Genomic DNA, 13,352 nt, shown 5'->3' on the forward strand with positions numbered 1-13,352 from the left:
GAGCCTCAATGTCCCAAGCCTCAATGTCCCATTGAAGGCCCAACGCCCTTGCGCGGCTTGGTGATCCAGACCAGCACCGCGAGCACGAGAAAAGCCGCGCACGAAATACGGAAAAAATCATTGGTGGCCATCATATAAGCCTGGGCGGTCACCACCTGATTCAACTGCGCGGTGATGCTGTCACCAGACAGGCCAATGCCGGCCAATGCATTGGTATAAGCATTGGTGTTCGCGGCATACACGTTGACGGAATCGGTCAACATGGCGTGATGGTAGATCGTGTCGTTCTCCCAGTACGTCGTACTGATCGCCGTGCCAATCGCGCCCGACAAGGTCCGGAAAAAATTGGACAGGCCGGACGCACTCGCGAGCCGCTCATCCGGCACGCTGGAAAGCGTGATGGTGGTCATCGGCACAAAGAAGCAGGCAACGCCGATCCCTTGCACGAGCCGTGGCCAGATCACGTGATTGAACGGCACGTCGAGCGTGAACGTGGAATTCCAGAACGAGACGAACGCGAACACGATGAACGCAAAACTCGCCACCACGCGCAGGTTCAACCGGTGCATGTTCTTGCCGATCATCGGCGACAAAAACAGCGCGAGCAGACCCACCGGCGCGGTCGCCAGCCCCGCTAGCCCGGCGGTATAACCCATCACGGTCTGCAGCCAGAGCGGGAAGATCACCACCGAGCCGAAGAAGGCCATGAACCCGAACGAGATGATCAGCACGCCGAGCGCGAAGTTGCGATCCCTGAACAGCGAAAGATCCACGACGGGTTCTTTCTCCGTCATCTCCCAGACCAGCATGAAGGCAAGCGATACCACTGCGACCACCGCCAGAGCGACGATAAATGTCGAATTGAACCAGTCGCGATCTTTGCCGAGGTCGAGCATCATCTGCAGGCACGACACGCCGATCACGAGCAGCGCGAGGCCGACCGCGTCGATGCGCTGTTTCGTGGTCTTAGTCTCACGGCCGCGCAACAACAGAAACGCGCACACCGCCGAGAACAACCCGATCGGCACGTTGATGTAGAAGATCCACGGCCACGTGTAGTTGTCGGTGATATAGCCGCCCATCACGGGCCCGAAGATCGGCGCGCAAATCACCGTCATCGCCCAGAGACCCAGCGCGAGTCCGCGCTTTTCCGGCGGATACGAGCGCATCAGAATGGTCTGCGAAAGCGGAACCATCGGTCCGGAGACGAGCCCCTGCACCAGCCGGAATGCGATCAGCGATTCGAAATTTTGCGCGAAGCCGCACAGCGCCGAGGCAATCGTGAAAAGCAGCACGGACAGCGTGAAAAGCTTCACTTCGCCGACCCGGCGCGCCAGCCAGCCTGTGAGCGGCACTGCGATCGCCGAGGCGACGGAATACGACGAGATCACCCAGGTGCCCTGACTGGTCGCCACGCCGAGGCTGCCGGAAATAGTCGGCACCGCCACGTTCGCAATCGACGTGTCGAGCACCTCCATGAACGTGCCGAGCGCGAGGCCGACTGTAAGCAGGGCCAAAGCGCCGCCTTTGAGCGGGGCGGGTTCGGCGGCGGGTAGGGCAGCGGCGGAAGCCGTGGCGTCCATAAAATCTTCTCCTCAACTGGGAAAGCTTGTCACGGCATCTTTATTGCGCGATGCATACAGTGCGCTTACATGCCGGATCATTCTCTGCCCAGACAGACATCTTCATACGGTGACGCTCGTGAAAAGCGTGTCTTGGTTAGCGTTCGCCGTGTTCCGGCGGCGACTCTTCGGGTAATTCGTCCTGCGATTCCTGGTGGGGCCCCAAGCCGCATCCCACACTGCTCCCCGCGTCGATGCCGTTCGCAATGAAACGGCCGAGCAGGTCGATCAGGGTGGCATGGTCGGCGGCGGAAAATCCTCGCAATTGCTCGTTCAGCACCGCCGCGCCCAAGCCTGGCAGTTGCCGCGCGGCTTCATGGCCTTGCGGCGTCAACTCCAGCTCCACCATCCGGCGGTCGGTTTCACTGCGCGTGCGCACAATAAAACCTTTCTTTTCAAGGCGATCGAGTAGACGCGTCATCGATCCGCTGTCGTAAGACATGGCGCGCGACAGCTCGAACGGCGTGCTCGCTCGCCGCGACGACAGCATCAGGATGACGCCGATCTGCTGGGTGGTCAGCCCCAACGGTTTGACCGCACGGTCGGTCCGCTCGACCAGCACGTTTCGAGCTTTCGTCAGGTAGTAACCAAGACTCGATTCGAGGTGAATCTCGTCTGCCTTGTAGGGACCGTCAGTCATCGTGTATCCGGGAACATCATCGAGCAAAACGGATTTTAGCTGCCTAAGCAGACAAGTCAAACTGGATTTCGCGTAGCGCGAACGGCGGAAAAACAACACGACCGATGCTTGCGCATCAAAGTATCTTGAAATTTAATTGCATAGTCAATATTATTACAGGCAACGAGTTACGCGCGACCCGCGCCACCCGAGACCATGTTCTGACCGATTGACGGCACGCCGCGAGCGACGTGCGAAAAGGATTTTCCCAATGCTGTACCTCAAAAACACGCTTGGCGGCCTGAGCCGCTCCCTGACCGATTCCGCACTGAACACCTTTCAAGGGCCGCACCGCTGGTGGAAACTCGCGTTGTTCGCTCTGCTGTTCGTGCTGCCCGGGGGATCGGTAGGCGTGGCGGTGCTCGCATGGGTCGAACATCGGCGGGGACAGAAGGGCGTCACAGGGGCGAAGGTCGAACCGGCGGCGGCGTCGCGTCTCACGTCGAACAACGCCGCGGCGGTCACCGCTGCGGAAAAGCACGCCGGTCCGGGCGGCGCCTGCCAGGCGCGCGGCGACGCGCCGTGCCGGGCCGCGGCCGGCAAGCTGCTCCGGCAAGCCAAATCGACGGACTCGCGGGTTTAACGGCCAGGCCGGTAACGGCGCGTAACCATCGCGACACCCTCAGTAACACACCTGCCTCCCTCCTCGCATTACCCTTTCAGTTTCCCGCGACCCAGCGGGCTCATACGCTAACATTCCGGCAGACCAAGATCTCGCCCGGCGGGCGGTGCCGCGATAGGCCGCACCGCGGCGTCCAGAAGGAATTCATTGCATGCAGTCTGATCGAATCTCGCGCGCGCGGACGCTTGCGCCTCGCGCCCTGACTATTGCCGTGGCTGCGGCGCTCGCCGGCCTGCTGTCCGCTTGTGTGGTCGGCCCCGATTACCGCCGGCCCGCCGCCGACATTCCAGCGTCGTACAAGGAAGCGGCTCCAGGCTGGAAAGTCGCCGAACCGGCCGATCAGCACGATCGCGGCGACTGGTGGACCATTTACCAGGACCCGCAACTCAACGCACTCGAAGACCGGCTGAACACCGCGAACCAGACCGTGGCTCAATACGCCGCCGCCTACCGGCAGGCGCGCGCGCTGGTTGGCGAGGCGCGTGCAGCGTATTTCCCGACCATCAGCGCGTCGGCGGGCGCTACGCGTTCGGGCAATGGGTCGTCGTCCGGCGGCAACTCGACAACCGCGACAAGCCGCTCCGGCATCGGCAATAGTTTCAACGTGCAGCTCGACGCAAGCTGGGAGCCGGATCTGTGGGGTTCGGTCACGCGCTCGGTCAACTCGCAGAAAGCCGGCCAGCAAGGCGCTGCGGCGGACCTGGCCAACGCGCGGCTGTCTGCCCAGGCCACGCTCGCGCAAACCTATTTCTCGCTGCGCTCGCTCGACTCGACTCAAAAATTGCTCGACGACACCGTCGCGGCCTACCAGCGCTCGCTGCAACTCACGCAAAACCAGTACGCGGCCGGGGTCGCCGCACGCTCCGACGTGATTCAGGCGCAAACGCAACTGCAGTCGGCGCAGGCGGCCGCGATCGACAACGGCGTCCAGCGCGCCCAGGACGAACACGCGATCGCCGTGCTGGTCGGCGAACCGGCGTCCACCTTCTCGATTCCGCCGATGCCGCTCACCGCCACGCCCCCTGCCGTGCCGGCGCAGATGCCGTCCGCGCTGCTCGAACGGCGGCCGGACATCGCCTCAGCGGAACGCAAGGCTGCGGCGGCAAACGAACAGATCGGCGTCGCCATCGCCGCGTTCTTCCCCTCGCTGACGTTGTCGGCCTCCGGCGGCTTTGAAAACTCGGTGTTCTCGCAATTGCTGACCGCGCCGTCGCGCTTCTGGACGCTTGGCCCGCAACTCGCCGCAACGCTGTTCGACGCCGGTCTGCGCCAGGCCAAGACCGAAGCCGCTCGCGCCGCGTACGACGGCGATGTCGCGAGCTACCGTCAAACGGTGCTGGCCGCGTTTCAGGACGTCGAGGACAATCTCGCGTCGCAGCGCATCCTCGAACAGGAAATCGTCGTGCAGCAGCAAGCGGTGGACTCGGCGCGTCAGGCGCTCGCCATCGTCACGAACGAGTACAAGGCGGGTACGGTCGGCTACGTCAATGTGCTGACGGCGCAAACCACCGCCTTCACGGCCGAGCAGAAACTGGAGAGCATCGCCGGGCAGCGGATGGTGTCGTCCGTGGGTCTGGTGAAGGCGCTGGGCGGCGGCTGGGACGTGTCGCAAATGAATCGCGAAACGGGCGATGTGGCAGCGCCGGCGCCCGCATCATCGGCCACGCCGGTAGCGCAAAGCGGGTCGGCAGCGCCGGCGCAGATGCACAACGAGTAGCAGCGCCGCGCAGCGCGCCTCAGTGCATGAACGTCAACGTCACCGTGTCTGGGCCGCTCGGCCGCCCCAGCAGATTCAGCAATCCGGCGAGCGTGTCGCGTGCCTCCGGCGCGGCGCTGGCCGTCCCATGAAACGACGTGGCCGCAGCCGAGACCGTGCCGTTGCCGGTCAGCATCAACGGGCCCTTGGTGGTCGTCAGATCGAGCGTGGACGATTCGCCTTGTGCCTGAAACAGCACCCGGTACGAGCCAAGCGGCTTGACCAGCGAAACACGCGAACTGACGTCGGTCAGCGTGACGGTCAGCTGCCCGAACGCTTCGCGGTTGAAGCTGCGCCAATCGGACCACGACAGTTGCACATTGCCCTGCAGATCGAGTGTATTGAAGGGCGCGCCGAGGCCGCTCAGCAGTGAAGCCGGCACGGCGATCGTGCCCGGCGTGACGGTCGCGGTGCGCGGTGTGGCGTCGACCGTGATCGGTTCCGGCATCGCTTCGCTATGCCGCATGGTCATGCGCACCCGGCCGGTAAAGAGCGGCCAGAACGCCGTGTGCCATTCGATCCGCCCAGACAACAGGGTCGCCGCGCTCATGTCGGAGCCCGCGGCCAGCATCAGCGTGGCCGAGCCGTGCCACAGCGAACCGGCCGGATTGACGAGATTCACGTGGCCGCGCGTCTGTTTGGCGAACTGCGGCGTGATCCAGGCGGCCGGCAGCATCGCCAGCATCACGACGGCGGCGGACAGCACCGCGATCACCAGCCAGGGAAGCGCGACGCGCAGGCGCCGCATCCAGTAGGTCATGCGAGATCCTGTGACGGCACGGGTACGGGCATATTCATTTCGCGGTGGACGGCTGCAGCGACGCCGTCAGATCCACCTGACCGTCTTCCTTGAGCGCCGTGGCGTGCGCCTCCGAAACCTGCACCTTGAACTGCTTGCGCACGTCGTCGACCCAGTTCGTCCACGCCGGGAACGATGCGTTCTTCAACTGGATCTGGACCGCGTTGCCGATCACCTGAATCTGTGTCGCCGCGAGGCCATGATCGTTGAGCGAAGCGGTGAGGGCGTCCTTCAGCGCGGCGCCGGTGGGCGCGACGCCCTGAGCCGCCGCCGACAACTGCCGTGCTTCGTTCGCTTGCGCGGTCATCTGCGCCAATTGCCGCTGCAAGGTCGGCAACGATTCACGCAGATGCGTGCGCCCTTCCTGCGCGGGCGCCCACAGCACCGACCACGCGATCACAACGGCGAGCAAGCCACCGCCCCACACCAGCAGGTTTTTTTCGCGCTCGGTGCGCTGCTCCCAGAATCCGGCCCAGGTTTGTGCGAGTTCAGCTTTCATTGTCCGTTCCTGATGGTCCACTTGCCGGTATTGCTGTCGATCGCGCCGCTCAGGCCGTTACGGCCGAGGCGCTTCGCAAAGTCGGGATCGAGCTTGACCTCCGGCTTGAAGGTCACGTCGAGCCGGCGGTCGTGATAGTCGAGCGCGGCAATGCCGTTGACCGGCACCGGCGCCAGCGAACGCGCGAGGCCGTCGGCCAGCACCAGGAAGTCGTCCGGCGACAGCTCACCCGCGGCGATACGCAACTGCTGCAACTGACGCGCCATCTGGTCGGGCGCATCGAGCACGACAGTCGTTTTGGGGAAGGTAGTGAGCAGCAGTTCGGTCATTTGCGTGTTGATCGCGTCGCGTTGACGCGCCAGCATCAGCCACTGCACGTTCGCGCCGACAATCGCGATCACCAGCGCGCCGACCGCGAGCAACACCGGCAGGCGCAAACGCCGCAGCGTTGCGCGGTCGAGCCGCCACGGCTGCGAAGCGAACTCGAACTGGCACAGGTCGAAGCGGCACTCCAGCGCTCGCCGTGCGAGTTGCTCGAACGGCAACGGGCTCGCCCCGTGGATATACGCAGCCAGCCGCGCCGGGCTGTTCGTGGCGAGGCTCGGCTCATTGCCCGGCAATTCGGTGAGCATGTACAACGAGACCGGTGCCGCGCCGGCGAGCGCGCCGAGTGTCGCGTTCACGGCGTTGGCCGGCACGGCCAGCCCTTCACCTTGCACGCCCCGCGCGATCGCCAGTTCGACACGCGGCACACTGTTGCTCGCGGCGCTTTCCACCGCGCCTTCGAGCAGCAGGGCGGGCGCGGTCTGCACCACGGCGCCGAGCACGGCAGCCACCATCGGCACCACGGACGCCACGCCGGGCGCCACCACCGGCGCGACGCCCGGCAGCGAAGTCGCCACGCTGGCGGAACCCGCCATGGCGGGCTCACCGGCATTCACCATTTCCGCGACTTCGGCGGGCGCGTTGAGATCGAGCGCGGCGGCCTGCGGCAGGCAGCGTGTGACCGGCACCGCGCGCAAGCTGCGGTGACCGGCGTTGGCGAACGATTCGCAGACAAACCGGAACCAGCCGCGGTCGATGATCGCCAGCAACTGCCGGCCGCCCGCGAGCGGTTTCGGATCGACGGCGATGTGACAGGTCTGCGGGTCCTGGATCAGTTGATCCTCGACGATATTCGGCAACGCCTGACGCAGCCGCGGGCCGCGCAGCGGCGGCAGCGTGGCGGGCATCATCAGCAGGTCGCGCGCGGCGACCATCAGCACTGTCGTGGTGGCGCGCGGCAGCAGCGCGAGCGCCGAACGGCCGGCACGCTGGGTGCGCCCCGACTTGTCGAGCAGCACGAACGGCAACTCCGGCAGTTGCCATTCCTGCGACGGCACCGCCGGATCACGCGGCGGCAATAGAACGATCAGCGTGCTCAAAGGCCACTCTCTCTGGGAAAGGCGTTATTCATAGTTGGTCTTCTACTCGCACGATACGCGTAGTGTGAGTCAATGCGTCGCGATAGACGAGTGTCGTGCGGTCCACCTCGGCGCGTTCGTGCTGCACGCGGCCGTGGATCAGGAAGTAATTCGAGTTGACGTCGAGTTCGTTCGGATCGATCGAAACCGATTGCACGCCGGCGCCGCGCAACGCGAGCTGTACGTCGCCGGCGTTACGGAAAAACACCGTCTGCCGGCGCGCGACGAAGGCTTGCGCCGTCGACACGCTCATTCCGGGGATGACCGCCGCGATCACTTCGGCGGAGGCCGTGTTCACGTTGACGGCCGAAACGGTCGGCAACACGGTGACGAACGGGCGCAAGCGCGCGACCATCTCGGGCGTATAGCCTGGAATGTCGAGTAGCGAGTCGACGCTGGTCATTTGCAGCGGCGCGTTGGCCGAGCTGTCGTTGCTTTCTTCGATACCGGGTTTGTCGGTGAAGCTGCCGCCGGTGGCGCCGCCTTGAACCTGCGGGGTCGCTGTCGTGCCGTTCACGGACGTGACCGTTTGAAAGCGGGTGGCCGATTGCGCAAGGCTTGCGCGGACCTGGATTGCCGTGGTTTTGGCCAACTGGCTGTTCAGGCCGAGCGACACGAGCAGGCGCTGATAGGCGCCGATCTGGTTCATGTCCAGTTGCATGACGCCGGGGGCGGGGCTCTCGACCAGATTCCGGAGGTTGAATTTCGCCTGGGCGTCTTCGATTGAGCCCGATAAATAGGTATCTGCGCCTTGTTGCGCGCGCACTTCGCCGATCTGGCCGAGGAAATCGGATAGCCGGGTTTTGGCGATGGGGACGCCCCATAGGCCGCCCAGGTACGTGATGCCGGCTGAGGTGTCGCCCTCCGAGCGGAGGATCAGGCGCGTCCAGTCTAGCGCGCCGCGGGCTACCCATTGGGCCTGGGATAGGAGGCGCTGGTTTTCTATTCGGCGGATTTGGACTTGTTGGCGCCAGAGCATGCCGGAGACCAATATGGCGGATAGGGCTACTACCAGTAGGGCGCTGATGATTGCTACGCCTTTCTGGGTTGGTTGGGTTTGGTTTTTGTTGTTGGCCTTTCCTTGCTTTCTTAGTGGTCTATTGGCGTTGCCCCTGTGCGGGGCGGCACCTACTTTCTTTGCCGCGGCAAAGAAAGTAGGCAAAGAAAGCCGCTTCACACCGCCAATGCTAAGCGGGTCCCCCGCACAGTCACGGTAGTGGCCCATCTGGAATCCGTCATCCCGCACACTCCCCGCCCGTGACAAGGCAGTCATACCTCCCGCCTCACACTGCGTGCTCGCCGGAACGGCAGGCAGGGAACACCATCGGTTAAGCTCGCCCTCGCGGGTGCCGTCGGCTTCGCCTCGGCTGGGAGCGGAAGCGGACCGAAGATGGTTTGAGATACGGCGACGAGTTGCAAAGGGCCGTTGGTTTTGTGATGAACCGCTCGGCGCGCGCAGCGCCGCCGGAACGGATGACGGCTTGGTCACTGTCGTTTGCTGTGCGAGGGATCGTTCGTCAATCGCGCCACTACCGTGGCTGCGCGAGGGCTCCGCTTGTACGTTAGCGGTGTGAAGCCGCTTTCTTTGCTTACTTTCTTTGCGGCGGCAAAGAAAGTGAGTGCCGCCCCGCACAGGGGCAACGCCAATAGACCACCGTGAAATCAAGGAAAGGCCAACACCCGAAGACCACACCGAGACCCACACTTCCCGCGGAGAAAAAACAAAACCCTTCATCTCACTCTCCGACGAGAAAAACCCGAGTCACCGGCCGAGCCAAAGACGTCGCTCCGACACTAACCTGCAACCCCGTCACCGACCGCGGCAGCGGCGCACTCCCCAGCTGGGGCACTTTCAGATTATTGTCCGCCTCCGTAATGGCACTCTGCACATCGCCCATCTGCGTAGTCCAACCCACTTTCGGCACATAAACCTGCGCGGAAATCGAACCGACACCGCCCATCAAGGGCACACCACTCCATCCGTCACCTTCGCTACCGCGCAGCGCCCGCCGCAACTCGCCCATATTGCCCAAGGGCGGCGAGGCATACCGAATCACACGCCCACCAGACACCCGATACCGCACCACCTGCAAGCGCGGCGCCGCCCCGGGCAAATTCATCTGCCGTACGATCTGCAACACGCTGCCCGACACCGACACGGCCGGCTGCCCAGCCTCGTCATCCGATGCGGCTTGGCGCGCGTCGATCCGCATCTGGTCGAACAGCTGCGCGAAGACGCGCTCGTCTTCCATCGCGTTCGTAATGGTCTGCCGGCCGCGAATGATCTGGTCGAGCCCGCGCCACGACAGCACGGCAATCACCGCCAGGATCGCAATCGCCACCAGCAATTCGATCAGCGTGAAGCCGCGCGCGCCCCTCGCGCGTGACAGGCGGCGGCGCTCAGAGCGAACGGTTGTTTTCATTCGCGACCACCGTCACCATCTGAGCCAGATTGCCGGAGCCGCCCGGCATCGTCACCATCACTTCCACACGACGAAACACCGGATTCGGCGTTGCCGTCACATGCTCGGTACAGATCAACTGCAAGTTGCCTTGCGAACAATCGAAGCTCGTCGAGCCTACGTTCGGCCACGCATGCGCCAGATGCAATTGCGCCAGCGTATTGTCAGCACTCCAGCCCGCCAGCAAGCGGCGGTGCAGATCGGCCTCGCCGCTCGCGAGACTCCCCACCGCGCGCAACGACGCCGCCAACGCCACCGCGATGATCGCCAGCGCGACCAGCACTTCGATCATCGTAAAACCGCGCTGCGCGACATGGATCTTTTCGCGCGCCACCCTGCTCCTGCAACGACGCATCTCAGTGCACCTCGTAGCGGCCATTGCCGGTGCCGACGATCGTCGCGCTCCCGGCCGCCGAAAACAGCGTGATCCGCACGGGCACGTCGATCGCCTCGGTACCGAACACAATTCGGCTCGGCTGCGTATCCGAACCCGGATAGTCGATGCTCACGCCCGTTACGCCGCCTTCCCAGCGACGCGGCCCAAGCAGATCGTCACGCAACGGACGCCAGCCGTCTTCGGTGCGCAGGTCGAAACGGAAGCCGCCTTCAACCGGTTGCCAGGCAATCGGCCGCGCGCGCACCTGCGCTTCGTCGCCGGCCGATTCGAACAGCAGCGCGAGACGCTGCGCTTCCTCGTTCAGATCGGTGCGTGGATTGCGCGTGACCGTCAACGCGGTCAAGGACACCAGCAGGCCCGCAATCACCAGCACCACCAGCATTTCCAGCAGCGTGAAACCCGCCGCGCGTTGCCGGCCGGCGCGCGCGCTCGCGTCACGTGAGCACGACACGCGATGAAGGCGCGCGCGGGCACACGCCGCGCGCGGCAACGAAGCCGTACACGGAGTGTCCACGCAGGACTTGCAAGCGGACAATCGTATAGTGCCGGCCACGAACGATCAGCTCACAATCAAACGACAACACATCGAAGAGCGCGTAAGAATCATCTCCTTAACTGCCTACTGCCACGAGCCGACGTCGGCATCGTTGCCTTCGCCGCCCGCCTTGCCGTCCGCGCCATAGCTGAACACGTCGATCTCGCCGTGCACACCCGGATTCAGATATTGATAGGCATTGCCCCACGGATCGTTCGGCAGACGTTCGAGATAGCCGCCGTCCTTCCAGTTGTTCGGCACGGGGTCCGTGCTCGGCTTTTCGATCAGCGCGCGCAGACCTTGCTCCTGCGTCGGATAACGGCCGTTGTCGAGACGATAGAGCTTGAGCGCCTGCATGACCGTTCCGATGTCCTGCTTGGCGGCCACACGCCGCGCCTCGTCGGGACGGCTCATGATTTTTGGCACGATCAACGCGGCCAGAATGCCCAGAATCGCGATCACGACCATGATTTCGATCAGCGTAAAACCGCGCTGACGTCGGCTGCGCGGACCCGCGATTTCATGACGGCGAGTGGTCGACAGTTGCATAGCTTGCTACCTCTTTTCAGGTGAAATTTTCGACTGGGCGGAATTTATCGTTCAGCGAACAGGGTGCCATTGAACACGTCCGGCCGGTCATTTTAATGTCATGGAGTTGAAGGGTCGTAAGAAACCGCCGGGCCGCCACAAGTTTGCTCACGCGCTCGCGGAGCCTCGTGCAAAGCGCCTGGTTAGAGGGCGCTTTCAACCCAACGCAATTTTCACAATAGTCCGTACAATGATGCGCATGAACGCCATCCAAATCCGCCTTCTGTCGCTCGCGCTGTTCGCCGTGTTCTGCGCGACGCTGACCTATTGGGTCATCACGCTCAGCACGATGTCCGGTGCGCCGTTGCCCGCAGCGGCTGCGCATGCGCAGGTCTCGACCGACCAGGCCGCCACGCTGTTCGGCGGCCAGCTCACGCGCAGCGCCAACCAGGACGTGCGACTGTTCGGCATCCTCGCGTTGCGGGAAGGCGCCGCGGCTATCGTCAGCGTCGGCGGCGAACCGCCCCATGCGGTGTCGCTCGGCAGCGCGCTGATGCAAGGCGCCAAACTCTCCGAAGTCCGTGCCCGCTCGATCATCATCGACCGCAATGGCGCGCACTCCGAAGTGTTCCTGCCGGCCAACCCCGCAGGTCCGACGATCTACGTGCGCTAAAGTCACGCACCGAACAAACCGTCGCTGCACCGATTGCGCGGTCACCGCGCCGATAACCGGCACGCTCATCGCGCAATCCAGCCGCTCTCCCGGCCTTACTGCACCAGGTTGTTCAACTCGATGATCGGCAGCATCACCGCCAGCACGATCACCAGCACCACGCCACCCATCGCCAGAATCAGCAACGGCTCCAGCAGACTCGTCAGGAACATCGTGCGGCGCTCGAGTTCGCGCGCTTCGCCATCAGCCGCGCGGTCGAGCATCGTGGTCACGTCGCCGGTCGCTTCGCCCGAGCGGATCAGGTGAACCAGCACGGGCGGAAAGGTCTTCGTATTGCCGAGCGCGCGCGATAACGACGTGCCCTCGCGAACGCGCACGATCGCATCGTCGATGTTCTCGCGCATGGCGTTGTTGCTGAGCGTTTCGGCTGCTGCTTGCAGCGCCCGCAGAATCGGCACGCCGGCCGCCGTGAGAATGCCGAGCGTGCTGGCAAAGCGCACAGTGTTGTAGCCGCGCACGAGTTTGCCGAGCAGCGGGGCGGTCAGCAGCCAGCGGTCGAAAGCGAGGCGCGGGCCGGGCTGCTTGAGAATGGAGCGCACCAGATACGACAGCACGGCCACGCCGATCAGCATCGCCCACCACCAGTTCCGCACGAACCCGGACAGCGCCATCATCATGATGGTGAGGAAGGGCAGTTGCTGCTTGGTGCTGGCGAACACATTCACCACCTGCGGCACCACGTAACTCAACAGAAACGTGACGATGCCGAAAGCGATGATCGTGACGATGGTCGGGTACGTGAACGCGAGCACGATCTTCTGCTTCAGCGCGTTGCGCTGCTCGATGTAGTCCGCGAGGCGCGACAGCACGAGACCCAGTTTGCCGGTATGTTCGCCGGCCGCGACCAGCGCGCGGTAAATCTCGGGAAAGTCTTTCGGATGCTGCGTCAGCGCATTGGCGAGCGAATGGCCGCCGAGCACTTCCGCGCGGATCGACGCCATCAGTTCGCGAATGTAGTCGCGTTCCGATTGCTCGGTGAGCACGGCGAGCGCTTCGTCGAGCGGCAGGCCGGCAATCAGCAGACTGGCGAGCTGGCGCGTCAAGATTGCCTGCTCGCGTTGCGACAAACGCCGCCCCAGCGACAGCCGCTGACTGCGCTCGCCACGCGTGCGTGTGGCGGCCGGTTCGACGACGAGCGGCGTCAGTCCCTGCGAGCGCAGATTGGTCCGCGCGCCGCGCGCGCTGTCCGCGTCGAGCACGCCTTTTTGCGCCTTGCCCGCCGCATCGATCGCTTCGAAACGAAATGCCGGCATGCGC

General features: G+C 64.1%; 14 protein-coding genes. 3 read left to right on the plus strand and 11 right to left on the minus strand.

The annotated features are described in order from the left end of the window. Positions 1–20: 20 nt before the first annotated feature. A complete protein-coding gene (locus tag BLW71_RS16215) occupies positions 21–1,583 on the minus strand; it encodes a DHA2 family efflux MFS transporter permease subunit (RefSeq protein WP_091797715.1) in 1,563 nt (520 codons plus the stop codon). Between the two features lie 136 nt (positions 1,584–1,719). Then, entirely contained in the window at positions 1,720–2,262 is a 543-nt protein-coding gene (locus BLW71_RS16220; RefSeq protein WP_091797718.1) for a MarR family winged helix-turn-helix transcriptional regulator, read from the minus strand. Between the two features lie 250 nt (positions 2,263–2,512). Here BLW71_RS16220 and BLW71_RS16225 point away from each other — a divergent pair, with 250 nt between their 5' ends. Together BLW71_RS16225 and BLW71_RS16230 are read left to right on the plus strand one after the other, a co-directional pair. Continuing rightward, a complete protein-coding gene (locus tag BLW71_RS16225; RefSeq protein ID WP_091797721.1) occupies positions 2,513–2,884 on the plus strand; it encodes a hypothetical protein in 372 nt (123 codons plus the stop codon). Between the two features lie 190 nt (positions 2,885–3,074). Next, the gene (locus BLW71_RS16230; RefSeq protein ID WP_091797725.1) at positions 3,075–4,640 is read left to right on the plus strand and encodes an efflux transporter outer membrane subunit; all 1,566 of its coding nucleotides are present in this window, start codon (positions 3,075–3,077) and stop codon (positions 4,638–4,640) included. Between the two features lie 19 nt (positions 4,641–4,659). On the opposite strand, the gene BLW71_RS16235 is transcribed toward BLW71_RS16230, so the two are convergent. From BLW71_RS16235 to gspG, 8 genes are all read right to left on the minus strand, one after another. Continuing rightward, positions 4,660–5,439, minus strand: coding sequence for a type II secretion system protein N (locus BLW71_RS16235; RefSeq protein WP_091797728.1), 780 nt, complete (start codon positions 5,437–5,439; stop codon positions 4,660–4,662). Between the two features lie 34 nt (positions 5,440–5,473). Beyond that, complete coding sequence (locus BLW71_RS16240; protein ID WP_091797731.1) at positions 5,474–5,977, minus strand: type II secretion system protein M; 504 nt, start codon at positions 5,975–5,977, stop codon at positions 5,474–5,476. After that, positions 5,974–7,401: a type II secretion system protein GspL gene (gene gspL / locus BLW71_RS16245; protein ID WP_091797734.1), complete on the minus strand. Its 1,428-nt coding sequence runs from the start codon at positions 7,399–7,401 to the stop codon at positions 5,974–5,976. Before gspL ends, BLW71_RS16240 begins: the two co-directional genes overlap by 4 nt. A 28-nt stretch (positions 7,402–7,429) precedes the next feature. Further along, complete coding sequence (gene gspK / locus BLW71_RS16250; protein ID WP_177205048.1) at positions 7,430–8,713, minus strand: type II secretion system minor pseudopilin GspK; 1,284 nt, start codon at positions 8,711–8,713, stop codon at positions 7,430–7,432. A 463-nt stretch (positions 8,714–9,176) separates the two neighbouring features. After that, complete coding sequence (locus BLW71_RS16255) at positions 9,177–9,863, minus strand: PulJ/GspJ family protein (RefSeq protein ID WP_091797738.1); 687 nt, start codon at positions 9,861–9,863, stop codon at positions 9,177–9,179. Next, positions 9,841–10,257, minus strand: a complete 417-nt coding sequence (gene gspI / locus BLW71_RS16260) for a type II secretion system minor pseudopilin GspI (RefSeq protein WP_091797741.1) — start codon at positions 10,255–10,257, stop codon at positions 9,841–9,843. Before gspI ends, BLW71_RS16255 begins: the two co-directional genes overlap by 23 nt. Before the next feature lies 1 nt (position 10,258). After that, entirely contained in the window at positions 10,259–10,813 is a 555-nt protein-coding gene (locus tag BLW71_RS16265; protein ID WP_408299724.1) for a GspH/FimT family pseudopilin, read from the minus strand. A 105-nt stretch (positions 10,814–10,918) separates the two neighbouring features. Further along, positions 10,919–11,383: a type II secretion system major pseudopilin GspG gene (gene gspG, locus BLW71_RS16270; protein WP_091797744.1), complete on the minus strand. Its 465-nt coding sequence runs from the start codon at positions 11,381–11,383 to the stop codon at positions 10,919–10,921. Positions 11,384–11,621: 238 nt separating this feature from the next. Here gspG and BLW71_RS16275 point away from each other — a divergent pair, with 238 nt between their 5' ends. Beyond that, the gene (locus BLW71_RS16275) at positions 11,622–12,035 is read left to right on the plus strand and encodes a type II secretion system protein N (RefSeq protein WP_035518470.1); all 414 of its coding nucleotides are present in this window, start codon (positions 11,622–11,624) and stop codon (positions 12,033–12,035) included. Between the two features lie 95 nt (positions 12,036–12,130). Here the strand turns inward: BLW71_RS16275 and gspF are convergent, their stop codons facing one another. Further along, a complete protein-coding gene (gspF, locus tag BLW71_RS16280; RefSeq protein WP_091797747.1) occupies positions 12,131–13,348 on the minus strand; it encodes a type II secretion system inner membrane protein GspF in 1,218 nt (405 codons plus the stop codon). Between the last annotated feature and the right edge of the window lie 4 nt (positions 13,349–13,352).

It is taken from the genome of Burkholderia sp. WP9, assembly GCF_900104795.1.
Classification (GTDB): domain Bacteria; phylum Pseudomonadota; class Gammaproteobacteria; order Burkholderiales; family Burkholderiaceae; genus Paraburkholderia.

What these genes read in the sequence shown, in the direction of transcription:
- gspF (WP_091797747.1), bottom strand. Translation starts at nt 13,348, where the DNA reads ATGCCGGCATTTCGTTTCGAAGCGATCGATGCGGCGGGCAAGGCGCAA.
- gspK (WP_177205048.1), bottom strand. Translation starts at nt 8,713, where the DNA reads ATGACTGCCTTGTCACGGGCGGGGAGTGTGCGGGATGACGGATTCCAG.
- BLW71_RS16225 (WP_091797721.1), top strand. Translation starts at nt 2,513, where the DNA reads ATGCTGTACCTCAAAAACACGCTTGGCGGCCTGAGCCGCTCCCTGACC.
- BLW71_RS16255 (WP_091797738.1), bottom strand. Translation starts at nt 9,863, where the DNA reads ATGAAAACAACCGTTCGCTCTGAGCGCCGCCGCCTGTCACGCGCGAGG.
- gspI (WP_091797741.1), bottom strand. Translation starts at nt 10,257, where the DNA reads ATGCGTCGTTGCAGGAGCAGGGTGGCGCGCGAAAAGATCCATGTCGCG.
- BLW71_RS16235 (WP_091797728.1), bottom strand. Translation starts at nt 5,439, where the DNA reads ATGACCTACTGGATGCGGCGCCTGCGCGTCGCGCTTCCCTGGCTGGTG.
- gspG (WP_091797744.1), bottom strand. Translation starts at nt 11,383, where the DNA reads ATGCAACTGTCGACCACTCGCCGTCATGAAATCGCGGGTCCGCGCAGC.
- BLW71_RS16230 (WP_091797725.1), top strand. Translation starts at nt 3,075, where the DNA reads ATGCAGTCTGATCGAATCTCGCGCGCGCGGACGCTTGCGCCTCGCGCC.
- BLW71_RS16220 (WP_091797718.1), bottom strand. Translation starts at nt 2,262, where the DNA reads ATGACTGACGGTCCCTACAAGGCAGACGAGATTCACCTCGAATCGAGT.
- BLW71_RS16240 (WP_091797731.1), bottom strand. Translation starts at nt 5,977, where the DNA reads ATGAAAGCTGAACTCGCACAAACCTGGGCCGGATTCTGGGAGCAGCGC.
- BLW71_RS16275 (WP_035518470.1), top strand. Translation starts at nt 11,622, where the DNA reads ATGAACGCCATCCAAATCCGCCTTCTGTCGCTCGCGCTGTTCGCCGTG.
- BLW71_RS16215 (WP_091797715.1), bottom strand. Translation starts at nt 1,583, where the DNA reads ATGGACGCCACGGCTTCCGCCGCTGCCCTACCCGCCGCCGAACCCGCC.